Origin of the sequence: Pantoea sp. RSPAM1 (assembly GCF_038816185.1) — a bacterium.
GTDB classification, from domain to species: Bacteria; Pseudomonadota; Gammaproteobacteria; order Enterobacterales; family Enterobacteriaceae; genus Pantoea; species Pantoea ananatis.
In genome coordinates this window covers 288,069-311,329 of record NZ_CP046137.1, presented here as the reverse complement: position 1 = coordinate 311,329, position 23,261 = coordinate 288,069, and the positions used below count along the sequence as shown (strand labels likewise).

Below are 23,261 nucleotides of genomic sequence, written 5' to 3'. Positions count from 1 at the left end.
ACACCCGTTCATGCAGGGCCTGCATGGCCCTGCTGAGGAAGACATGATGAGTTACTGGAGTTTATTAAGACAGCGTAGCTGGGGACTGCTGTTGGTGGTCGCCGGTGTCTGCGTCATTACATTTATTATTTCACATCTTATTCCCGGGGATCCTGCCAGGCTGCTGGCGGGCGACCGCGCCAGTGATCAAATCGTCCAGCACATCCGTCAGCAGTTGGGGCTGGATTTACCGTTATGGCAACAATTTATTCGTTATGTGGAGCAGCTGTTACATGGCGACCTCGGCACCTCTATCCGGACAGGTCGCCCGGTCCTGGACGATCTGCGGGCGTTTTTTCCCGCGACTCTGGAACTGGCCTTTTGTGCCCTGACCATCGCCCTGCTCGTTGGCGTGCCGCTGGGCGTGCTCTCTGCGGTGTATCGTAATCGCTGGCTCGATCATCTGGTTCGTCTGCTGGCGCTGACCGGGATTTCCACACCGGCCTTCTGGCTGGGCCTTGGGGCGATCGTGCTGTTCTATGGCAAGTTAAACCTGCTGCCCGGCGGCGGACGGCTGGATGACTGGCTCGATCCCCCCACGCGCGTTACCGGCTTCTATCTGATCGATGCCCTGCTGGAAGGCAACATCGAGGTCTTCTTTAATGCGCTTCAGCATCTGATCCTGCCTGCCACCACCCTGGCCTTTGTTCACCTTGGCATTGTGGCGCGCCAGATTCGCTCGGCCATGCTGGAGCAGCTGAGCGAAGACTATATTCGTACCGCGCTGGCCAGCGGGCTGCCGAAATGGACTATTGTCGTGCGCTATGCCCTGCCCAATGCCCTGATTCCCTCCGTAACCGTACTGGGGCTGGCATTAGGCGACCTGCTTTATGGTGCAGTATTAACCGAAACCGTGTTTGCCTGGCCAGGTATGGGCGCGTATGTGGTGTCTTCTGTTCAGGCGCTTGATTTCCCGGCGGTGATGGGCTTCGCCATCGTGGTTTCCTTTGCTTACGTACTGGTAAACCTGTTCGTGGATCTTCTTTATCTGTGGATTGACCCGCGAATGGGTCGGGGAGCGTAGAACATGATGATAACGCAAGAGCAGCCCGCCGTGCGTCAGGTAAAACCCAGCCTGTTCGCCTGGAAACGCCGCCTGTGGATGCTGAGTAAAAGTCCACTGACCCTGTTGGGTGCCGCCATTATCACGCTGGTGCTGGGATTAATGGTGTTTTCACCGTGGATTGTGCCGCACGATCCCAACGCCATTAGCCTGACCGATCGCCTCCAGCCACCCAGTGCCGCACACTGGTTCGGGACTGATGAGGTGGGCCGGGATCTGTTCAGCCGTGTCCTGGTGGGAAGCCAGCAGTCGGTCGCGGCAGGGCTGGCGGTCGTGCTGCTGGCTGGCATAAGCGGCTCGTTACTGGGCTGTCTGTCCGGCGTATTAGGTGGCCGCAGCGATGCGATAATAATGCGCCTGATGGACATCATGCTGTCTATTCCTTCTCTGGTCCTCACCATGGCGCTGGCTGCCGCGCTGGGGCCGAGCCTGTTCAACGCCATGCTGGCTATCGCCATTGTGCGCATCCCTTTTTATGTCCGGCTGGCGCGCGGTCAGACGTTAATCGTCAAACAGCATACCTTCGTTGAAGCAGCGAAAACGTTCGGGGCTTCGCGCTGGCACCTGATTAGCTGGCATATCCTGCGCAATGCTCTGCCGCCCTTGGTGGTGCAGGCCTCCCTGGATATTGGCAGCGCGATTTTGATGGCGGCAACGTTGGGTTTTATCGGGCTGGGCGCTCAGCAACCCACGGCGGAATGGGGCGCAATGGTGGCTAACGGACGTAACTATGTTCTTGACCAGTGGTGGTACTGCACCTTTCCCGGGGCCGCGATTTTGATCACAGCGGTGGGATTCAATCTGTTTGGCGATGGCATCCAGGACCTGCTGGACCCCAAAGCGGGAGGACGTAACTGATGCAAGAAAGAATTCTGACGATTGAGGATTTACGTCTCAGCTTCCCGGTTTATCAGGGAGAGGTGAACGTGCTGAATAGCGTATCAATGCACATCAATCGCGGCGAGATTGTGGGCGTTGTCGGCGAATCAGGTTCGGGGAAATCCGTCACCGCCATGCTGGCGATGCGGCTCATTCCCGAACACAGCTATCACATCAAAGGCGGCAGGCTGGAGCTGGCGGGTCAGGATGTCCTCGCCGCCAGTGAAGTGGACATGCGCAAAATGCGCGGCAATCGTGTTGCCATGATTTTTCAGGAGCCCATGACCGCGCTGAATCCGACCCGCCGCATTGGTAAACAAATGGTCGATGTGATTCGTCAGCATTGTTCTCTGTCTGTCCGTGAGGCTAAAGCCCGGGCGCTTACGCTGCTGGGCGATATGCAAATTGCGGATGCGAAGAACGTTATGGATCGCTATCCCTTTGAACTCTCAGGCGGAATGCGTCAGCGCGTCATGATTGCCCTGGCCTTTTCCTGTGAGCCAGACCTGCTGATTGCGGATGAACCCACGACCGCACTGGATGTTACCGTTCAGCGGCAGGTACTGCGCCTGTTGAAACAAAAAGCCGAAGCGACTGGCACCGCCGTGCTGTTTATCAGTCACGATATGGCGGTGGTTTCACAGCTGTGCGATCGGATCTACGTGATGTATGCCGGGTCCGTCATTGAAAGCGGCGTCACTGAAACCGTGCTGCGTTCACCGCGCCATCCCTATTCCATTGGTCTGCTGGCCTGTTCGCCTGACGCGATTGAACCGCGTGCTCCGCTGGCATCCATTTCCGGCACCGTACCTAATCTGGCCTGCTTACCCGCAGGCTGTGCCTTTCGCGAGCGCTGTTTTGCGGCAGGAGAACGCTGCACCACCACGCCGCGCTTGCATACTACCGACAACGCCGCGCAGCAGGTTGCCTGCTGGTATCCACAACAGGAGGCGCAGCATGTCTGATGCTCTGCTTAGGCTGCAAAACGTCCATGTCACCTTCCCGGCCAAAAAGAACTGGCGCGGCAAAGTCACGGAACAGGTCCATGCGCTGAATGGCCTGGATATGGAGGTCAGACAGGGAGAAACGCTGGGGATTGTTGGCGAATCCGGCTGTGGAAAAAGCACCCTGGCGAAACTGTTGATGGGCATGCTCAGCCCAACCGCAGGCCAGCTCGAACTGGCAACAGCGTCTGCCGTTAACCGGGGACGTCGCATGCAAATGGTGTTTCAGGATCCGCTCTCTTCACTCGACCCCCGCCTGCCCGTCTGGCGCATTATCACCGAGCCGGTGTGGATTCAGTCGCGTGCTTCAGAAAAAGCGCGGCGCGCGCTGGCGGAATCACTGGCTCACCAGGTCGGTATTCGCCCCGAATACCTGGACCGCCCGCCGCATGCGTTTTCCGGCGGCCAGCGTCAGCGCATCGCGATTGCCCGGGCCCTGTCATCGCAGCCCGATATTATCGTGCTGGATGAACCGACCTCGGCACTGGATATTTCTGTTCAGGCGCAGATTCTGAATCTGCTGGTAGAACTGCAAAAACAGCAAAACCTGACCTATATCCTGATATCGCACAACGTGTCGGTCGTGCGCCATATGAGCGATCGCGTTGCAGTCATGTATCTGGGACAAATTGTGGAGCTGGGTGAAACACAGCGCGTCCTTGATGCCCCGCAACATCCTTATACCCAGTTACTGATGGCGTCCGTGCCGCGCATCGGCGCAGTGCTGGATGGCGCGCCTGTGAACACCGAGCTACCGGGTAACCGCCACCTGCCAACGGGATGCTATTTCCGCGATCGCTGTCCGCAAGCCACCAGCGGCTGCGAGGCGCCTCAGTTACTCCTGTCACAGGAAAAAGGCAGCGCGGTGCGATGCTGGCAGGCACAAAACCCGGTTCAGGCATAAGCCACAACGAGAACCGATGGCCCAGGCAACACCTGCGCCATTGAGCGCTAACGCATGCAGGATAACGATCAACATGAAAATTATTGTACTCGGCAGTGGTGTTGTGGGCGTAACAACCGCCTGGTATCTGCAGAAAGCCGGACATCAGGTGACGGTGGTTGATAAAGAAGCCGGTCCGGCATTAGGCACCAGCGCGGCCAATGCCGGGCAAATTTCTCCAGGCTATGCCGCGCCCTGGGCCGCGCCGGGCGTTCCCTTAAAGGCGGTGAAATGGATGGTACAGCGTCATGCTCCCCTTTCCGTGCGCCCGGATGGCTCACGTTTTCAGCTTGCCTGGATGATGCAAATGCTGAAAAACTGCAATCCGCAGAGTTACGCCGAAAATAAGGCCAGAATGGTCAGGCTGGCAGAGTACAGCCGGGACTGCATCAGAGCACTGCGGGCCAGCACGGGCATTGAATATGAAGGGCGTCAGGGCGGCACGCTGCAGCTGTTTCGCACCGCTCAACAGTTTGACAATGCGGCACGCGATATCGCCGTGTTGCAGGACGCCGGCGTTCCTTATCAACTGCTGGAAGCCTCACAGCTGGCCGAGGTTGAACCGGCGCTGGCGGCGGTTAAGCATAAGCTGACCGGCGGGCTGCGACTGCCTAATGACGAAACCGGCGATTGCCAGCTGTTTACCCAGCGGCTTGCGGCATTGGCGCGCGAGGCGGGCGTCGACTTTCGCTTTAACACAACCGTGGATGCGCTGCTGACACAGGGAGACAAGATCAGCGGTATGGCCTGTGGCAGCGAAACGCTGACAGCGGACGGATACGTCATGGCGCTGGGTTCATACTCCACGCCATTACTCCGGCCACTCATGTCCGTTCCGGTTTACCCACTCAAAGGCTACTCGCTGACGATCCCCATTGCCGATGCGTCCGCCGCGCCGGTGTCCACAGTGCTGGATGAAACCTATAAAATTGCCATTACGCGCTTTGATGATCGCATTCGCGTGGGCGGTATGGCGGAAATTGTGGGATACAGCAACACCCTGCTGCCTGCCAGACGGCAAACACTTGAGATGGTAGTGAACGACCTTTATCCCCGTGGCGGTCGCGTTGAGCAGGCAACCTTCTGGACCGGATTACGTCCCATGACGCCTGACGGCACGCCCATCGTCGGCCATACACATTTCAGCAACCTGTGGCTGAATACCGGCCACGGTACGCTGGGCTGGACGATGGCCTGCGGCTCCGGCCAGCTGTTGAGTGATGTGATTTCAGGCAAACCGCCCGAGATTGCCCATGCGGACTATGCGGTTTCGCGTTATGCCTGAGTGCAGGGCGAGATGGCGACCTTACAGCGCCTGGGCGCAGGCCCAGGCCGAACTCCAGGCCCACTGGAAATTATAGCCGCCGAGCCAGCCGGTCACGTCCACCACCTCACCGATAAAATACAGGCCCGGTACGTCCCGCGCTTCCATCGTCTTCGACGACAGTTGGGTAGTATCAACGCCACCGAGGGTGACTTCGGCGGTGCGATAACCTTCGGTGCCGTTAGGCTGAACCTGCCAGCCGTGCAGCGTCTGCACCAGCTCTGTTTGCTGCTTGCGGTTAAGTTGCTTCAGCGTCACATCCGGCACGACGTTCATATCCTGCAGGACCTCCACCAGGCGCTTGGGCAGGATTTTCGCCAGGCTGTTTTTCAGGCTCAGATTCGGATGCGCCTCACGTTGAATCGTCAGGAAATCCTCAAGACGGGTAGCCGGAGAGAGGTCTACAGTGAGGTAGTCGCCCGGCTGCCAGTAGCTGGAAATCTGCAACACTGCCGGGCCGGACAGGCCGCGGTGGGTGAACAACATCGCCTCTTTGAACAGGGTGCCGTCCTTTGCCGCAATGGTCGTATCCAGCGCAACGCCTGACAGCGTCTGCAACTGTTCCAGGAGTGGTTTATGTAAGGTAAAGGGCACCAGTGCCGCGCGCGTGGACAGTACCTTCAGCCCAAACTGCTCAGCGATTTTATAGCCAAACGGTGATGCACCCAGGCCCGGCATGGAAAGACCGCCACTGGCAATGACCAGCTTCTCAGCCTGAACCGCGCTGCCGTTGAGCTGCAGGCTGTAGCCCGCGTCATTCCGGATTACGCTCAGTATTTCGCTACGCAGCCGAACGGTGACGCCACCTTTGTCACATTCAGCCATTAATAAATCGACTACCTGCTGGGCAGAATCATCGCAAAACAGCTGCCCCAGGGTTTTCTCATGCCAGGCGATACCGTGGCGATTCACCAGATCGATAAAATCCCATTGGGTATAACGCGCAAGGGCCGACTTACAAAAGTGAGGATTATTCGACAGGTAGGCGGCCGGTTCGGTGTAGAGATTGGTAAAATTGCAGCGCCCACCGCCAGACATCAAAATCTTGCGTCCCGGCTTCTTGCCGTTATCCAGCAGTAACACCCGGCGACCACGCTGTCCGGCCTGTGCAGCACAAAAAAGCCCGGCAGCGCCTGCCCCAATTACGATAACGTCAAACTGTTCCACTGCTTTTGCCCACCTGGTAAGAGAGGGGCAGATTGTAGTGATCTGCTCCTGTGGATGCCAGTGTCAAAATTTTGCCGTAAATATGTCACAATGTAACCAGCTAATTTTTATAGCTTTTATATCTTTTTACCGGGTAAATTGACACTTTTAGTCCAAATCATGACTATATTTTCCTTTCCCAGACAGCATGTTGTCGCGGATAATGCGCCGCGTTCATGTCCTCCAAAAATGGCGTAACGTCTATGCTACATCTGTTTGCTGGTCTAGATCTTAGCACCGGCCTGTTACTGATACTTGCTCTGCTGTTTGTATTGTTTTACGAAGCAATTAACGGCTTTCATGATACGGCCAACGCGGTTGCAACGGTCATCTATACCCGTGCCATGCGGGCGCAGCTTGCCGTTTTAATGGCAGGCGTCTTCAACTTCTTTGGTGTATTGCTCGGCGGATTAAGCGTGGCTTACGCTATCGTGCATATGCTGCCTACCGATCTGCTGCTGAATGTCGGATCGGCCCACGGTCTCGCCATGGTCTTTTCCATGTTGCTGGCGGCGATTATCTGGAACCTGGGTACCTGGTATTTGGGCCTGCCCGCGTCCAGTTCCCACACCTTAATCGGCGCCATTATCGGCATTGGCCTGACGAACGCGTTGATGAGCGGTACATCGGTCGTTGATGCGCTTAATATCCCGAAAGTGCTGAATATTTTTCTGTCTCTGATTCTTTCCCCTATTGTCGGACTGGTGATTGCGGGCAGCCTGATCTTTGTTCTCCGCCGTTACTGGAGTAATACCAAAAAGCGTGCGCGTATTCATATGACGCCCGCCGATCGCGAGAAGATTGATGGCAAGAAAAAACCGCCTTTCTGGACGCGCACGGCACTGATTATCTCCGCCATTGGTGTCAGCTATTCACACGGTGCGAACGACGGGCAGAAAGGCATTGGCCTGATCATGCTGGTTCTGATTGGCGTTGCGCCAGCCGGCTTCGTGGTAAATATGAACGCATCGGGTTACGACATTACGCGTACACGGGATGCGGTCAATCATCTTGAGCAGTATTATCAACAGCACCAGGCCTCACTAAACCACATCATCGAGATGGCGCCGCCTAAGCTGCCCACCCCGGAAGAAGTGGCGCCGGTATCATCGACAGAGTTTCATTGCGACAGTGCACGTGCGCTGCAGGCCGTGCAACGTGCTCAGTTGCTGCTGAACAACCTGCAAAGCTACAACGACCTGTCCGTTGAGCAGCGTAGTCAGATGCGTCGCCTGCTGCTGTGTATTTCTGACACCGCCGATAAAGCGGCGAAGCTGCCGGAAACCTCTCCGGACGATAAACGTTTCCTGGGCAAGCTCAAAGGCGATCTGTTGAACACCATTGAGTACGCGCCGGTATGGATCATCATGGCGGTTGCGCTGGCATTAGGCGTCGGCACCATGATCGGCTGGCGTCGCGTGGCCACCACCATCGGTGAGAAAATTGGTAAGAAGGGCATGACCTATGCGCAGGGCATGTCTGCGCAGGTGACGGCAGCCGTGTCGATAGGCATTGCCAGCTACACCGGAATGCCGGTCTCCACCACGCATATCCTCTCTTCTTCCGTTGCCGGCACCATGCTGGTTGACGGCGGCGGCTTGCAGAGCAAAACCATCAAAAACATCGCCATGGCGTGGGTATTTACCCTGCCGGTCTGTATTTTGTTATCGGGTTCGCTCTACTGGATAGCGCTGAAACTCATTTAATTCGGTAGCATACCAGGGCGACTTCGGTCGCCCTTTTTAATGCCAGATGGCCAGCGCAATCAGGCTGATAATCACCAATCCACACAGTGAACTGGTTAAGATAAAGAGACCTCTCACCCGCTCACACCGGCGAATGAATTCGTCGTCATGATGATCAAGATAGCGCCTTGCCCAGATGTAACGCACCAGCCGCACCTGCTTGCCGGGCTGACCATGGGATGTGAAAAACCCCGCGCCATCAACATACTGATAGAGCAGCGGATCACAGCCACGCAGAACCACCAACAGCGCACGCAGCGATGAGAAATAGCGCGCCATATTCACAATACATACCACACAAAGAGCCCAAAAAAGCGCGATAGTGCTGATCATGTCATCCTCCTCACCGGCACCGCAGCAGGGTGCTGAGCGCGCACCATGTCGAACAGTCCCTACAGAATTAGCCAACAGCCCCGTAAAGCGATTTGTAGTTTTATTATTGAATCACCAGAAAAGTAGCAACCGTGTGATGCAGGCTGCTTTTTTCAGTTTAGGAGAAATGTTCAATTTTTTACCAGCGAGGATTTTCGTTTTATACGAGTAAAAATCGTTCATCATTGATCTTATTCACAACCCAGGCGGCTTCAGAAGCATTTGTTAACACACAGGACTATACTTTCAGGTATAACAACATTATCGCCTGTGCTTTACATTAATCATCTCGGTGGCGCTCATCGCCCGTTCGCGCAATGGATTTCGCAACTGTGACGCGTCTGGAAATCGCTGCCATTCTGAATCTCGTGGAAGGAGTTATATCATGGCTTATAAACATATCCTGATTGCAGTCGATCTTTCGCCAGAAAGCCAGTTGTTAGTGGATAAAGCTGTCTCACTCGCGCGCCCTTACGACGCAAAAATCTCGCTGATTCATGTCGATGTTAATTACTCGGATCTCTACACCGGTCTGATTGATGTCAACCTCGGAGATATGCAAAAGCGTATTTCTGAGGAAACGCATCTGGCGTTAAAAAGCCTGTCCGATGCCGCGGGCTACCCTATCACCGAAACCCTGAGCGGCAGTGGCGACCTGGGGCAGGTGCTGGTGGATGCGATTAAGAAATACGATGTGGACATGGTGGTGTGCGGTCATCATCAGGATTTCTGGAGCAAGCTGATGTCGTCTGCCCGTCAGTTGATCAATACCGTGCACATCGACATGCTGATTGTGCCGCTGCGTGACGAAGAAGATGAATGATTCGCTCGCGCTAAGCCGGTGCGACTGAGGTGCCGACCGGCTTAAAACAACGATTAAGACAGAGGCGGATAGATATCGAAGCGGTGGCTTTTGGTGACCACCGCAGACTGCGTGGCAACACCGGCCAGCGGTGGCGCGTAGTCGGGACGCTTCACCACAATACGCTTCTTAGCCAGACGGCGAGCCGGTGCCAGCAGTGCGTCGGCATCTTCATCCGCCCCCACCAGCGACTGAAAGACCCGCATCTCTTTTTTTACCATGGCGCTTTTTTGCCGATGGGGATACATAGGATCGAGATACACCACGTCCGGCTGCGGGGTAATATCGGTCAGAGCCTGAATACTGGAAGCATGAATCAACGTCAGGCGTTCGCGCAGCCAGCCGCCAATTTCTGCATCTTCATAGCCACGCGTTAGCCCGTCTTCCAGCAGTGCGGCCACTACCGGATGACGCTCAAGCATCCTTACCCGACAGCCCAGCGCGGCCAGCACAAAAGCATCCCGTCCTAATCCGGCGGTGGCGTCCACCACATCGGGCAGGTAGGTCCCTTTTATTCCCACCGCTTTCGCGACAGCTTCACCGCGGCCACCGCCAAAACGACGTCGATGTGCCAGGGCACCGGAGGCGAAATCTACAAAGATCCCCCCCAGTTTGGGCTCATCCCGTTTGCGCAGTTCAAGATGTGTGGCGGTTTTCACCAGCACCAGCGCGGCATCATCACAGTGCGTCAGTTGCCAGCGTGCGGCTAAAACAGGTAAGGCGCCGTCACCGGCGCCTGTCTCATCAAGCAAACAGATTTTCACGTACGGCTTATCCCTGAATACCGTAGTGTTCCAGCATGGCATCCAGCTGTGGTTCTCGGCCGCGGAAGCGTTTAAACAGCTCCATAGGTTCTTCTGACCCGCCGCGCGTCAGAATATTGTCGAGGAAGGACTGCCCGGTTTCCCGGTTGAAAATTCCCTCTTCTTCAAAGCGCGAATAGGCATCTGCTGCCAGCACATCGGCCCACAGATAGCTGTAATAGCCCGCTGCATAGCCACCTGCAAAAATATGGCTGAAGGCATGAGGGAAACGTCCCCACTCCGGGCTGGGGACCACGGCGACTTTGCTTTTCACTTCGCGCAGGGTTTCGAGAATCTGTGCACCTTTTTCCGGATTGAATTCGGTATGCAGGCGGAAGTCGAACAGGCCGAACTCCAGCTGGCGCAGGATAAACAGCGCCGCCTGGTAATTTTTCGCCGCCAGCATTTTATCCAACAGTTCTTTAGGCAGTGGCTCACCGGTTTCGTAGTGCCCCGAAATAAACGCCAGTGCTTCCGGCTCCCAGCACCAGTTCTCCATGAACTGGCTAGGCAGTTCCACGGCGTCCCATGGCACGCCATTGATGCCGGACACGCCCGCCGCCTCGATGCGCGTCAGCATATGGTGCAGGCCGTGACCGAACTCGTGGAACAGGGTTATCACTTCGTCATGCGTAAACAGCGCAGGCTTGCCGCTTACCGGACGGTTGAAGTTACAGGTGAGGTAAGCCACCGGTTTTTGCAGGCTTCCGTCCGCTTTACGCATTTGCCCCACGCAGTCGTCCATCCAAGCGCCGCCGCGTTTGTGCTCGCGAGCATAGAGATCGAGATAGAAACTGCCGCGCAGCTCGCCGCTTTCATCGAACAGATCGAAGAAACGCACATCCGGATGGTAAACATCGACGTCCGTGCGCTCTTTCGCGGTAATGCCGTAAATGCGCTTCACCACTTCAAACAGGCCGGACACTGCACGCGACTCCGGGAAGTAAGGGCGCAGCTGCTCATCGCTGATGGTATAAAGATGCTGCTTCTGCTTTTCGCCGTAATAGGTGAGATCCCATGGGTTCATGGTTTCCACGCCGTACTCTTTCTTCGCGAAAGCACGCAGCTGCGCCAGCTCTTTCTCACCCTGTGGACGGGCGCGATCGGCCAGATCGTTCAGGAAATCGATCACCTGTGACGGGCTCTGTGCCATCTTGGTGGCCAGGGATTTATCCGCGAAGGAGTCGAAGCCCAGCAGTTGCGCCAGCTCGTGCCGCAGCGCCAGCTCTTCCGCCATAATCGGACCGTTATCCCATTTACCCGCGTTAGGGCCTTGATCAGAGGCGCGGGTCGAATAGGCGCGGTACATCTCTTCACGCAGCGCGGCATTATCGCAATAGGTCATGACCGGCAGATAGCTGGGGATATCCAGCGTCAGTAACCAGCCTTCCTGCCCTTTGGCGTCCGCCTGGGCTTTCGCTGCGGCCAGCGCGCTTTCCGGCATGCCCGCCAGCTCGCTTTCGTCCGTAATCAGCTTGCTCCAGCCCATCGTGGCATCAAGCACGTTGTTACTGTAGGCCGAGCCCAGCTCGGAAAGACGCGCGGCAATTTCGCCGTAACGCTGCTGCTTGTCTTTTTCCAGACCGATACCGGAAAGCTCAAAATCACGCAGTGCGTTATCGACCGCTTTCTGCTTTGCCTGATCCAGCGAAGCATAATGACGGCCTTCTTTCAGGTCGCGGTAGGCCTGATAAAGTCCTTCATGCTGGCCCACCCAGGTACTGTATTCAGACAGCAGTGGGAGCGTTTGTTCGTAGGCTTCGCGCAGTTCCGGACTGTTTTTAACCGAGTTGAGATGGCTGACCGGTGAAAAGATACGGCTCAGGCGGTCATCGGTTTCTGCCAGCGGCTGAACCAGATTATCCCAGGTGTAAGGTGCGCCTTGCGCCACCACTTTTTCCACCATTGCGCGGCATTCATTCAAAACGTCGGTTACGGCGGGCACCACATGTTCAGGCTTAATCGCTGAAAACGGGGGAAGTGTGAACGAGGTGAGTAACGGATTGGTCATAGCGCAGTCCTTTAACAATGTGTGGGGCGCGACGGCTCGCGCGACGCAATTTAATTAACATGCGGTCGGATATCACGAAAATCAATGGCGCGACCAGCGGTGATTTCAACAATGGTGCGAATAGTGATCCTGAAGACAATGAGATCAATCATAGCTGACGACAAAACAGGCTATCACTTTCCTGTCGCTGAATACGTAACGGAGGTTAACAGCCTGTGGCAGATTGCTATGCAAAGTGTAAAGCGGTCTGAACAGGGAAAACCCGCTTTACGGGCGACGAATGCGCGAAATGCCAGCAATTATTCCCGTCTGTCGGTATAATCGGGCCAATATCACTATTTTTAGCTTCAACCGCGGAAATCCCCTTTTTTATGCTGAGTTATCGCCACAGTTTTCACGCCGGCAACCATGCCGATGTGCTTAAGCACACCGTACAAAGCCTCATCATCACCGCCCTGAAAGAGAAAGAAAAACCGTTTTTCTATCTTGATACACATGCAGGCGCAGGACGTTATCAACTGAGCGGCGAGCATGCAGAGCGTACCGGCGAATATCTGGAAGGCATTGGACGCATCTGGCAGCAGCCGGATGCGCCCGCACTGCTGCAACCCTACTTTGATGCGATTCATGCCCTGAACCGCAGTGGAACGCTGCGCTACTATCCAGGCTCCCCACTGATCGCCCGCCACTTACTTCGCCCGGAAGATAAGATTCAACTGACCGAGCTGCATTCCAGCGATTTTCCTATGCTGCGCACTGAGTTCAGTAAAGACAGCCGCGCGCGCGTTGAAAAGGCCGATGGCTATCAGCAGTTAAAATCAAAGCTGCCCCCGCTTTCGCGTCGTGGGCTGGTGCTGATCGATCCGCCTTATGAAATGAAGAGTGATTACCAGGCGGTCGTCAAAGGCATTCAGGAAGGCCACAAGCGCTTTGGCACCGGGATTTATGCCCTGTGGTATCCGGTTGTCATGCGTCAGCAAATCAAGCATATGCTGCGCGATCTGCAGGCGACCGGCATTCGAAATATCCTGCAAATTGAACTGGCCGTGCGTCCTGACAGCGATCAGCGCGGTATGACCGCCTCTGGCATGATTGTAATTAATCCCCCCTGGAAGCTGGCCGACCAGATGAATACGCTGCTGCCGTGGTTACATCAGAAACTGGTACCGGCAGGTACAGGTCATTTCAGCGTAAACCAGATCGTTCCTGAATAACGCCTTTCCCGTTTAGCGCCGCCGGTTCAGATCCGGCGGCGTGATATCGCAGGTCATTTTTATGTGGATTATTCTGGCAGGCGCCCTGGCGGCTCTGCAACCGGCGAAACGCCTCTCTCTGTTACTGCTGGCACTGGCAACGGCTCTGGGTGTGTACCAGAACGTTCTGGAGTGGCCCGTTACCCTCGTTTTCGCTGCGGTTGCAGCGCTGGTCGCGTTTCGTATTTACGATCGCCGCAGTCGCATGTGGCAGGGCATCAGCGAGGTGCTCCTGGTCGTGATGGCCGCTGCGCTGCTGCTGCATCTTATTCCCGGCTTTAACAATCCGCGTCAAATCGATGCCGTTCAGGTAGGCGCACGCAGCCTGCCCTTCTCTTTTTCGTTTAATTTTGACAAAGCCCTGATTCCCTTCCTGTTGCTGGCCTGTATGCCGACGCTGTTCAAAGCCGAGGCGCACCCACCGCGCACGCCTCTGTTATGGCTGGTACCCGTGGCGGCGATTCCGCTGCTGTTAGTCAGCGCGGTAGGGCTGGGTGGCCTGGCGTTTGAGCCACACCTGCCTGACTGGCTGGGCGCGTTCGCACTGGCCAATCTGTTTTTTGTCTCGCTGGCAGAAGAAGCTTTTTTTCGTGGCTATCTACAGCAGCGGCTGCGCCAGAAATGGGGCGGCACAATCGCCCTGGTGGCCACCGCCTTGCTGTTTGGCGTGGCGCATGCGTCCGGCGGCGTACTGCTGATGATATTTGCCGGGCTGGCCGGACTAATTTATGGCCTGGTCTGGCACTGGAGCGGCCGACTCTGGCTGGCAACAGCCTGCCATTTTGCACTCAACATGGTTCATCTGTTGTTGTTTACCTACCCGGCACTGATGCATTAGTCGTTACAGCGTAAAGACGGCCAGGTCATACGCCATCTCGGTTTCGGGGAAAATGGCCTGGCACTCTGCCAGCAAACGCGTCATGTCTCTGGCGAGATAGCGTGAGCTAAAATGCGTGGCGATCATCCGTTTTGCACCGGCCTGCTTTGCTACTGTTGCGGCCTGCACGGTAGTTGAGTGACCGCGCCCGTTGGCTTTTTCCGCCAGCGCATCCTCCAGCGTGGTTTCGTGCACCATCACGTCCACATTAGCCGCCAGCTGTAACGCCACCTCAGTAGGTGCCGTATCGCCAAAAATCGCCAGGGTTTTTCCTTTAGTGGACGGCCCCAAATACGCCGCGCCATCAATGATACGTCCATCTTCCAGCGTAATACTTTCTCCCTGCTTCAGCTGTTGATACCACGGGCCACGGGGCACACCTTCCGCTTTGAGACGTGCAGCATCCAGAAAGCCGGGCTTGTCTTGCTGTTCAATACGATAGCCAAAGCAGTCAATAGTGTGATTCATCGGCCATGCCGTGACACGAAACTCGCCGTCATCCAGCACCTCGCCCGCCACAATCTCGATCACCTCAAGCGGATAGTCGGTGTAGGAGCCGGACAGGGAAAGTGCGGTATCGACAAAGGCTTTCAGTCCTTTTGGGCCATAAACCGTCATCGGCGTGGTCAGCCCGGCCATTGAACGGCTGGTGAGCAGGCCCGGCAGGCCAAAAATATGGTCACCGTGCAAATGGGTAATAAAGATTTTATCGAGCTTGCCGGGTTTAAGATCGGATCGCATAAACTGAAGCTGAGTGCCTTCACCACAGTCAAACAGCCAGGTGTCGCCACTGCTTGCCCGGGTGAAAGCAATGGCGGTGACGTTACGCTGCAAACTGGGCGCGCCACCGCCCGTGCCAAGAAAAGTCAGGTGCATGCTATGCTTCTCTGTAAGTAGTGGAAAAATATGGCCTGTTACAATCATAGGCGCAATTTTTGCGACACCGTGCCCTGCGGCGTTACACTCTATATCACTTTCCATGTAACCGGATGATACTTCAATGACCCGACATTATGACTATCTCGCCATTGGCGGCGGCAGCGGCGGTATTGCTTCGATCAACCGTGCAGCAAGCTATGGCCAGAAGTGTGCCCTGATAGAAGCCAAAGCGCTGGGCGGAACCTGCGTCAACGTAGGCTGTGTGCCGAAAAAAGTCATGTGGCATGCCGCGCAAATCGCCGAGGCCATTCATCTTTACGGGCCTGATTATGGTTTTGATACCACGGTAAACCGCTTCGACTGGGGCACGCTGGTTAAAAACCGCAGCGCCTACATCGACCGTATTCACCAATCATACGACAATGTTCTGGGGAAAAATAAGGTCGATGTTATCACCGGCTTTGCCCGTTTTATTGATGCGCATACCGTTGAAGTCAATGGCGAAACCATTACGGCGGATCATATTTTGATCGCCACCGGGGGGCGTCCGAGCCATCCCTCTATCCCCGGAGCGGAATACGGTATTGATTCAGACGGCTTCTTTGAACTGGACGCGCTGCCGAAACGGATCGCGGTGATCGGTGCCGGTTATATCGCGGTGGAGCTGGCAGGCGTGGTCAATGCGCTGGGCTCGGAAACCCATTTATTCGTCCGTAAACATGCCCCGCTGCGCAGCTTTGATCCGCTGATTACCGACACGCTGGTTGAGGTCATGAACGCGGAAGGCCCCACGCTGCATACCGAGGCGACACCAAAAGCCGTCGTGAAAAATGCCGATGGTAGCCTGACGCTACAGTTGGAAAACGGCAGTGAATACACCGTGGATTGCCTGGTCTGGGCGATTGGCCGGGTGCCGGAAACCGACAGCCTGAATATCGAGGCGGCGGGCGTTGCGCTGGATGAAAAAGGCTATATCAAGGTCGATAAATTCCAGAATACCAACGTGCCAGGCGTTTATGCCGTTGGTGATAATACCGGCGCCGTTGAGCTCACGCCGGTAGCGGTGGCGGCCGGTCGTCGCCTGTCTGAGCGGTTGTTTAATAACAAACCTGAGGAGCACCTGGATTACAGCAATATTCCTACCGTGGTGTTCAGCCATCCGCCCATCGGCACCGTGGGCCTCACGGAACCGCAGGCGCGCGAGCAGTACGGTGATGACCAGGTAAAAGTCTACAAATCGTCCTTTACCGCAATGTATACCGCGGTGACCCAACATCGCCAGCCGTGCCGCATGAAGTTAGTCTGCGTCGGCCCGGAGGAGAAGATTGTGGGTATCCACGGCATCGGCGGCGGAATGGACGAAATGCTGCAAGGCTTTGCGGTGGCGTTGAAAATGGGCGCGACCAAGAAAGACTTTGATAACACCGTGGCGATTCACCCGACGGCAGCAGAAGAGTTTGTGACGATGCGTTAATTCGCCTACGCGCACAACGTAGCGCTGCCCGCAGATCCTGTGATCTGCGGGCAGCAGCCTCAATTAAAATAGGTCTCCCGCAGCGGCGTCAACGCCGCCCCCAGCGCCGAACTGTCCCCCTCAATGGCGCTCAGCAGAATATCCGGATATTCCGCAGAAATGTTCCAGCGTTTACCCGAACTGATGCGCGGCATGGCTAAAAACATTTCGCCCAGCTTACGGGGAATCTCGCCCCCTAATATGATGGCTCCGGGATCGATCACCGCATTCATAGCATCCATTGCCCGATGCAGGTTTGGCGTGACGTCTTCTACCCACTGTTGCGCAATCGGCCAGGCCGGATCGAATTTATGATTGAGATCGCGAATATCTTTAATTTCAATACCACCGTGACGTAACCGATCGATCAAGATCCCCAGAGCCGGGCGCAGCTTGCCCTCTTCCGGCGTAAAAATACGGCTGATCTCCCCCGCATTTCCAAACGCCCCCTGAAACGGTTTACCGTTAATCACGATGCCACCGCCAAAACCATAATTAAAAGAGAGATAGCCAAAGGTATCGTATTTCAGTCCGGCACCCAGAAAAGCCTCAGCGTGCGCCGCCGTTGTGGCGTTATTTTCAATCCATACTGGTCGATCAAATAACATGGTAATTTCACGGCGCAGATCGATGCCCATCCAGTTTTTTAAAGGTTCAGGTGGATTGAAATACTTTCGTGATTCATAAAGAAAGCCCGCCATGCTGTATCCCACACCACAGACTTTGTCCGGCGAAATACCGTATTGCTTCAAGGTATCCAGATAGTGATGTTTGATATTGAGTAAGGTACGGGCAGGATCGCGCGGATGCGTATCCAGTACGCAGTATTCTGTAATACCGCCCCGGAAATTAATCAGGCTGGCGGCCACGCTGTCTGAGTTAATTGAGATGCCGTAACCATAACGCGCATTCGCATTCAGTGATAACGATGGGCTGGGCTTGCCCCTTCCCTGGGACGGTGATTCCCCCAGGCTGAGAAAGCCGTTTTCTGTCAGCGTATCAACAATGCGGTGAACAGATGACTGATTCAGAATGGTTTGCGAAACCAGCGAGGAGCGGGAAATGCCATCGTTGCGGCGGACAAGCTCAAGAATGAGTTTTTCACTGCGATTAAGTTCGACTTCATGACCAGCGGAATATCCATGAACCACAGCGTTGTCCTCACCGTATTTAATAATGGGTTCTGTTAATACCCTAGCATGTTTTTATGCAGGACGAATAGTAAAGGCCCCTGCCTTTGCGTTTTAATAAAATGTGCTGATGTTCAGCTTCTCCGGCCCGGCTTTTCCCGATCATAAAAACATCATAATAGTGAAACATAATGGAGAGACACTTCAATATCATGCAATGAGCATTATATTAAAAGCGAGCCCTGTGTCCGGATGGACGCTTTCACTGTGCGTAGGGCTCTGTCTTCATTCTCACGCTTCTATTTATGCATCAGGTAAACAATGGAAACGCGCTTAAAGGTTGCTGAACGCATCGCACAAGAGGCTTCACTTTTGGCTCTTGACTATTTCAGACAGCTGAGTGAATTAGCGATCTGCGAAAAAAGGCCGCAGGATGTCTTCAGTGAAGCCGATCGGGAAGTGGAAAATCTGATTCGGCAGCGCCTGGAACACCATTTTCCACAGGATTCTGTTGTTGGGGAAGAGCATGGCGGTGAGCTCAGCGCCAGCTACTGGTCTGTTGATCCTATCGATGGTACGAGTAACTTCCTGCGCGGCTCGTCATTGTGGGGGATTTCTGTTGGCTATGTGCAGAATGGCGAGCCGGTTATGGGCGTGATCGTCCATCCGGTATTAAACCTCATGGTGAGCGGCGGCAAAGAGACTGGGGTTTATCTGAATGGTGAACCCTTTGAACGGCCAGTCGTCGCCGAGGCGCTGAAAACCGTGGCGATTGGCGACAGTCCATCATGGGATTTCACCCATCAGCTCTGTATTGAAAAGGCCTATCGGGACGACGGCTGGAATGTGGTGCGCTATCGCTGTGCCACCGTCGGTTTAACCTTTAGCGTGCTGGGTTACGTTGACGGTTATCAGGAATGTTTTAGCAGCATGTGGGACGTTTCTGCAGGTTATGCACTCTGTAAAGCGGCGGGACTGGATTCGCATCTTGCCGGCACACAGGAAAAAAGCAGTACACATGTTAGTGTCGGTACGGCTGAAATGAACCGCCTTTCTGCTCAGTTTATCCCTCATCCTCGTTTTACTCCCGCCTGATCACGCATTGCCCCCGGCTTACCTCATTACTGCATTTCAGGACAGCGTTCACCCGCTGTCCTGCCCTCTGTGCGCTTGCTGATGCAACGATCCAGCCCTTCACCCAAAATATTAATCACAACGCATTAAAATGGTTAGCGCGTTAAACGTACGATTTCAAAGTAAGTCTCCATTTGACTGTTATATCTAGGTTTTAAAAACTTAATAAATTCTTAACCTGTCTGAAATTGCTTAAATTCACTACAGCAAATTATTATGCGTCTCGCATTAATTAAGTAGTCCCTGGCATTATATGACGGAGCAGCCCAACGTGAACACGCTAGAAATCCACAATGCCATGCTGACGTTCGACGATTTTGTCGCGCTGAACGGCATTTCACTGCAGGCCAAAAAAGGACAATTTGTTTCCTTACTTGGCCCATCTGGCTGTGGCAAAACCACGCTGCTTAAAGTTATTGCCGGCTTTTACAGTCTTGATAGTGGCGAAGTACTGATCCACCAGCAGGACATGCATCATGTCAAACCTGAGCATCGCGACACGGCGATGTGCTTTCAGTCCTATGCGCTTTTTCCTCACCTTTCCGTTGCTGAAAATATCGGGTTTGGCCTCAAGCAAATGAAGATGGCGAAAACGGACATTCACGATCGTGTCGCGCAGACCGCCGCTCAGGTATCGCTGAATGCGCATTTGCCTAAACTGCCCGCGCAGTTATCCGGCGGTCAGCAGCAGCGCGTGGCGCTTGCCAGAGCGCTGGCCGTGCGTCCGGAAATCGTGTTGTTTGATGAGCCGCTGTCAAATCTGGATGCCAAATTACGCGACAAGGTACGACTGGAGATCAGACAACTTCAGCGCTCCCATGGGTTTACCGCCATTTATGTTACCCACGACCGTGCAGAAGCCTTGTCGATGTCTGACATTGTGGTGGTCATGAATGCCGGAAAAATTGAGCAAACCGGTACGCCGGATGAGATCTATTATTCCCCGGTAAACCGCTTTGTCGCCAGTTTCGTCGGTCAGGCTAACGTCATGAAAGCCCGCGTACTGAATGGTGACAGCAGCACCGGTATTTATCGCATTGCGTGCGTACTGGGCGAAATGGAGATCCATAGCCATGTGCCGCCCGTCTCAGACAAGGTTTATACCTTCTGGCGCCCTGAGGATGCCTTACTCAGTGAACACAGTGCCGGGAAAAACATGCTGGCCTTTGAGATCGGTGCGGTGAGTTTTCTGGGCAACCTTTCTGAACTCCAGGTTCATCCACTGGGCCATGAAGAAACGGAATATCAGTGGTGTATCCAGTTGGTCGGTAAAAACCACATCCGCGAAGGTGACAACGTTAATTTCTCTATTGCGCCAGACAAGATCCGCTTTTTACGGGAAAGCTATTCATGAAAACGCGCAACCGGAACAGGCTCTGTTGGTTGCTGGTCCTGCCGGCGGTCGCGCCGGTCATCATCACTCTGGTGCTGATTGTGATCATGGCGTTGGCGCAATCCGTTGGCCTGTTTAATTTTGGCGCACCGGCGCACTTCACGCTTCAGTACTGGCAAACCATTCTGAATGACAGCCAGCTGTGGCGCGCAACAGGCTATTCGCTCAGAATCGGCGTGCTCAGTGCAGTGCTGTCCGTTGCCCTGGCGCTTCCGCTGGCACTGTGGCTGAGAAAACCTTTTCCCGGCTCGATGCTGATGGGCGGCTTACTCAAAGCCCCGCTGATGGTACACGGGCTGGTGGCTGCGCTGCTGTTTATCAACCTGATTTCCTGGCAGGGCTTTATTAACCTGGGCTTGCTCAAGCTGGGGATCATCTCTCACCCCATCAGAATGCAGAATGACCGCTGGGGAATTGGCGTGATTATTTTGCAGGTCTGGAAACAGCTTCCCTATGCGCTGCTTATCATTACCGGCAGCCTGCGCGCGATTGGTGACGAAATTTTTAATGCCGCGCGGGATTTAGGCGCTGGCAAGACTGCCCGGTTGTTACAGATCATCCTGCCCTTATCTATCAAGTCCGTTCAGGTATCGCTGGTGCTGATCTTTATCGGCGCCTTGGGTGACTTTTCATTTCAGGTCGTTGCGGGGCCAACCAGCGTGTTCTCTCTTTCGCAATACATGCTGCGCTTCCCTGAAATCAGCGCGCAGGGCTGGAATCTTGCGGCCGTTGTCGCGGTAATTTTGATGCTGGCGGCTTTTATCGGTGCAGTGGTGCTTGCCACCCTGGCGAAGTGGCTACAACAAGCCGGAGAACAGAGATAATGAAAGCCAGAGAGACGTTATCCCCGCTGCGAATCGTCATGATGATCCTTATCAGCGCCCTGTTTATGCTGTGGCTGGTTATTCCCTTTATGTTGACCGTCCTGTGGTCACTGGTCGATAAAACCCATCCGTGGGCATGGCCAGATGCTCTGCCGCCGGTTCTCTCACTGGGGCGCTGGGTGGAGGTATGGACCACGACCGCGTTACCCCAGGCGCTCAGGAACAGCTATTTACTGGCGGCAACCGTCTCCGTTTGCACGCTGATGTTGTCTCTGCCTGCCGCGTGGGCGTTTGGCAGAATGTCGTTTACGGGCAAACACCTTTTACAGAATGCGATCTTACTGCCGCTTATCGTGCCGGGCTTTGTCGTCGCGCTGTTTTTTTCCATGTTGCTCAATGTGGCGGGCATTCACAGTCGGTTTGGTGGCATTTTGTTGGGCCATATTATTATCTTGATGCCTTATGCCGTGCGCATTCTGACCCTGTCATTTTCGCAGATACGTCAGGACACGCTCGATGCCGCACGAGATATGGGCGCTTCGGTAATCAACCGTTTTTTAGTGGCCTGCCTGCCCACCATCAGACCGGGAATATTTGCCGCATTAATTATTGTCTTTACGTTATCAATAGAAGAGTTCGCTATAAGTTTTATTGTTGGCTCACCCGATTTTATTACCGTCCCTACCATTCTGTATTCTTATCTGGGTTATAACTTTATTCGACCCAATGCGGCGGTTATTTCTTTAATGCTGGTTGTGCCAAATGTCATATTGATGTTGATTGCAGAAAAATTATTGACAAAAAATCCTGTCGCCTCGTTTGCAGGAAAAGGCTGACAGTCTTTAACACGCGTTATTGGGGAAAACTATGTTCAGACTCGTTGCTGCAATATTATTGCTGGCCGGGGCTTTCTGTAGCCAGGCTCAGGATTTAACCTCGATGAACTGGGAACAGATTGTCGAACAGGCGAAAAAAGAAGGGAAATTAACCTGGTATCAATGGTATTACCAGGACCGTTTAAAAGAGCAGGTCAGCCTGTTTGAAAAACAGTACGGTATTAACGTTACCCTGTCTGAAGGCACATTACAGGGCAACATTAATAAACTGATGGCTGACCGGGGACGGGAAACGGGCGATATTGATGTGTTTTCGATTGGCGGAGGCGCATTCGGTACCGTATCGCCTCAGCAAACGTTTTTTGGCCCGCTTAATACACTGCTGCCGGAAGGCAAAACGCTGAACTACACCATTGAGGGAACGGACAGTAAAGGCTATGGCGTGGCATTTTGGGGCAACCAGACCGGTCTGGCCTACGATTCGCGACGCCTGAAAGAGAGTGAGTTGCCACGAACCCTGCCGCAGATTACGTCCTTTCTGCAAAGTCATCCTCAGGAATTTGGCTTCAACGTTGAAAACGGCGGTTCCGGCCCGGCCTTTATTGAATCGGTCACGCGCACGCTGGTACCGGGTTTTGATTTCACCAAAGGCGACGCTGATGTCAAAAGCCTGACGGCTCTGCAGCCCGCATGGAACTGGTTCAAACAGCAGCGCCCCAACTACATCATTACGGCCTCCAACGCCGACAGCGTCACCCGACTGGTCAGCGGTGAGTTCCTGCTGGTCCCCGCCTGGGAAGATTACCTGGTGGGATTAGAAAACCACGGTGAAGTCCCGAAAACTATCCGGCTGTATATCCCCGATTTCGGCATGCCCGGCGGCGGAAATATGGTGGCGATACCTAAAAACGCGCCCCACAAAGCGGCAGCGTTGCTGTTTATCCACTGGTTGACGCTGCCCACCACCCAACGGCTGTTCCAGCAGGTTTATGGCATTACGCCTCAAAACAAAGAAGTGAATCGTGATGCCGGGCTGATTAACAGCAAAGAGCGCGTTCATGGCACTCAGTTCATGCCTAAACCGCTGGGTGATGAAGTCAGGACCGAATTCTCTAACCAGGTTTTGCTTAAGTAGACCTGCGATAAAACCCTAACAGAAGGTAAAGCCAAG

21 protein-coding genes are annotated in these 23,261 nt (G+C 54.6%); 15 read left to right on the top strand and 6 right to left on the bottom strand.

The features are described 5' to 3' along the window. Nucleotides 1-46: 46 nt before the first annotated feature. The 5 genes from GKC68_RS01955 to GKC68_RS01935 all read left to right on the top strand — a co-directional run bounded on the left by GKC68_RS01955 (nt 47) and on the right by GKC68_RS01935 (nt 5,213). The gene (locus GKC68_RS01955; RefSeq protein WP_028724464.1) at nt 47-1,063 is read left to right on the top strand and encodes an ABC transporter permease; all 1,017 of its coding nucleotides are present in this window, start codon (nt 47-49) and stop codon (nt 1,061-1,063) included. Nucleotides 1,064-1,066: 3 nt separating this feature from the next. Continuing rightward, nucleotides 1,067-1,960 (top strand): D,D-dipeptide ABC transporter permease, encoded by an 894-nt coding sequence (ddpC, locus tag GKC68_RS01950; protein WP_089528898.1) that lies wholly within the window; start codon nt 1,067-1,069, stop codon nt 1,958-1,960. After that, nucleotides 1,960-2,946 carry an ABC transporter ATP-binding protein gene (locus tag GKC68_RS01945; RefSeq protein ID WP_028724466.1) on the top strand — a complete coding sequence of 329 codons (987 nt, stop codon included), beginning with the start codon at nt 1,960-1,962 and terminating at the stop codon, nt 2,944-2,946. The genes ddpC and GKC68_RS01945 overlap by 1 nt, the downstream gene beginning before the upstream one ends. Beyond that, nucleotides 2,939-3,889 (top strand): ABC transporter ATP-binding protein, encoded by a 951-nt coding sequence (locus tag GKC68_RS01940; protein ID WP_028724467.1) that lies wholly within the window; start codon nt 2,939-2,941, stop codon nt 3,887-3,889. Before GKC68_RS01945 ends, GKC68_RS01940 begins: the two co-directional genes overlap by 8 nt. A gap of 73 nt (nt 3,890-3,962) precedes the next feature. After that, on the top strand, nt 3,963-5,213 hold the full coding sequence (locus tag GKC68_RS01935) for a D-amino acid dehydrogenase (protein ID WP_342656541.1): 1,251 nt from the start codon (nt 3,963-3,965) through the stop codon (nt 5,211-5,213). 21 nt (nt 5,214-5,234) lie between these two features. Here GKC68_RS01935 and GKC68_RS01930 read toward each other — a convergent pair whose 3' ends face one another. Then, nucleotides 5,235-6,419: an NAD(P)/FAD-dependent oxidoreductase gene (locus GKC68_RS01930; protein WP_342656540.1), complete on the bottom strand. Its 1,185-nt coding sequence runs from the start codon at nt 6,417-6,419 to the stop codon at nt 5,235-5,237. Nucleotides 6,420-6,661: 242 nt separating this feature from the next. Here GKC68_RS01930 and pitA point away from each other — a divergent pair, with 242 nt between their 5' ends. After that, the gene (pitA, locus tag GKC68_RS01925) at nt 6,662-8,164 is read left to right on the top strand and encodes an inorganic phosphate transporter PitA (protein WP_141240233.1); all 1,503 of its coding nucleotides are present in this window, start codon (nt 6,662-6,664) and stop codon (nt 8,162-8,164) included. A gap of 36 nt (nt 8,165-8,200) precedes the next feature. Here the strand turns inward: pitA and uspB are convergent, their stop codons facing one another. After that, nucleotides 8,201-8,536, bottom strand: coding sequence for a universal stress protein UspB (gene uspB, locus GKC68_RS01920; protein ID WP_014604809.1), 336 nt, complete (start codon nt 8,534-8,536; stop codon nt 8,201-8,203). 424 nt (nt 8,537-8,960) lie between these two features. Between uspB and uspA the strand changes: the two genes are divergently transcribed. Next, complete coding sequence (uspA, locus tag GKC68_RS01915; protein ID WP_014604808.1) at nt 8,961-9,398, top strand: universal stress protein UspA; 438 nt, start codon at nt 8,961-8,963, stop codon at nt 9,396-9,398. 53 nt (nt 9,399-9,451) lie between these two features. Here the strand turns inward: uspA and rsmJ are convergent, their stop codons facing one another. Beyond that, complete coding sequence (rsmJ, locus tag GKC68_RS01910) at nt 9,452-10,201, bottom strand: 16S rRNA (guanine(1516)-N(2))-methyltransferase RsmJ (protein WP_342656539.1); 750 nt, start codon at nt 10,199-10,201, stop codon at nt 9,452-9,454. Between the two features lie 7 nt (nt 10,202-10,208). Further along, nucleotides 10,209-12,251, bottom strand: a complete 2,043-nt coding sequence (gene prlC, locus GKC68_RS01905; protein WP_028724472.1) for an oligopeptidase A — start codon at nt 12,249-12,251, stop codon at nt 10,209-10,211. 371 nt (nt 12,252-12,622) lie between these two features. On the opposite strand from prlC, the gene GKC68_RS01900 reads away from it, so the two are divergent. Both GKC68_RS01900 and GKC68_RS01895 read left to right on the top strand, forming a co-directional pair. Beyond that, nucleotides 12,623-13,465, top strand: coding sequence for a 23S rRNA (adenine(2030)-N(6))-methyltransferase RlmJ (locus tag GKC68_RS01900; RefSeq protein WP_028724473.1), 843 nt, complete (start codon nt 12,623-12,625; stop codon nt 13,463-13,465). Between the two features lie 61 nt (nt 13,466-13,526). After that, nucleotides 13,527-14,342: a CPBP family intramembrane glutamic endopeptidase gene (locus GKC68_RS01895; protein ID WP_028724474.1), complete on the top strand. Its 816-nt coding sequence runs from the start codon at nt 13,527-13,529 to the stop codon at nt 14,340-14,342. Between the two features lie 3 nt (nt 14,343-14,345). On the opposite strand, the gene rnz is transcribed toward GKC68_RS01895, so the two are convergent. Continuing rightward, entirely contained in the window at nt 14,346-15,257 is a 912-nt protein-coding gene (rnz, locus tag GKC68_RS01890; protein ID WP_064365808.1) for a ribonuclease Z, read from the bottom strand. Nucleotides 15,258-15,381: 124 nt separating this feature from the next. On the opposite strand from rnz, the gene gorA reads away from it, so the two are divergent. Then, entirely contained in the window at nt 15,382-16,734 is a 1,353-nt protein-coding gene (gorA, locus tag GKC68_RS01885; RefSeq protein ID WP_252294072.1) for a glutathione-disulfide reductase, read from the top strand. Between the two features lie 59 nt (nt 16,735-16,793). Here gorA and GKC68_RS01880 read toward each other — a convergent pair whose 3' ends face one another. After that, nucleotides 16,794-17,924: an ROK family transcriptional regulator gene (locus tag GKC68_RS01880; protein ID WP_028724477.1), complete on the bottom strand. Its 1,131-nt coding sequence runs from the start codon at nt 17,922-17,924 to the stop codon at nt 16,794-16,796. A gap of 300 nt (nt 17,925-18,224) precedes the next feature. Here GKC68_RS01880 and GKC68_RS01875 point away from each other — a divergent pair, with 300 nt between their 5' ends. The 5 genes from GKC68_RS01875 (at nt 18,225) to GKC68_RS01855 (ending at nt 23,225) form a co-directional block, all read left to right on the top strand. Further along, nucleotides 18,225-18,998: an inositol monophosphatase family protein gene (locus GKC68_RS01875; protein WP_028724478.1), complete on the top strand. Its 774-nt coding sequence runs from the start codon at nt 18,225-18,227 to the stop codon at nt 18,996-18,998. A 292-nt stretch (nt 18,999-19,290) separates the two neighbouring features. Further along, a complete protein-coding gene (locus tag GKC68_RS01870) occupies nt 19,291-20,391 on the top strand; it encodes an ABC transporter ATP-binding protein (RefSeq protein ID WP_028724479.1) in 1,101 nt (366 codons plus the stop codon). Beyond that, nucleotides 20,388-21,254, top strand: a complete 867-nt coding sequence (locus GKC68_RS01865; RefSeq protein ID WP_014594834.1) for an ABC transporter permease subunit — start codon at nt 20,388-20,390, stop codon at nt 21,252-21,254. The genes GKC68_RS01870 and GKC68_RS01865 overlap by 4 nt, the downstream gene beginning before the upstream one ends. Beyond that, nucleotides 21,254-22,090 carry an ABC transporter permease gene (locus tag GKC68_RS01860; protein WP_342656538.1) on the top strand — a complete coding sequence of 279 codons (837 nt, stop codon included), beginning with the start codon at nt 21,254-21,256 and terminating at the stop codon, nt 22,088-22,090. Before GKC68_RS01865 ends, GKC68_RS01860 begins: the two co-directional genes overlap by 1 nt. A 31-nt stretch (nt 22,091-22,121) precedes the next feature. Continuing rightward, nucleotides 22,122-23,225, top strand: coding sequence for an extracellular solute-binding protein (locus GKC68_RS01855; RefSeq protein ID WP_014594836.1), 1,104 nt, complete (start codon nt 22,122-22,124; stop codon nt 23,223-23,225). Nucleotides 23,226-23,261: the final 36 nt, after the last annotated feature.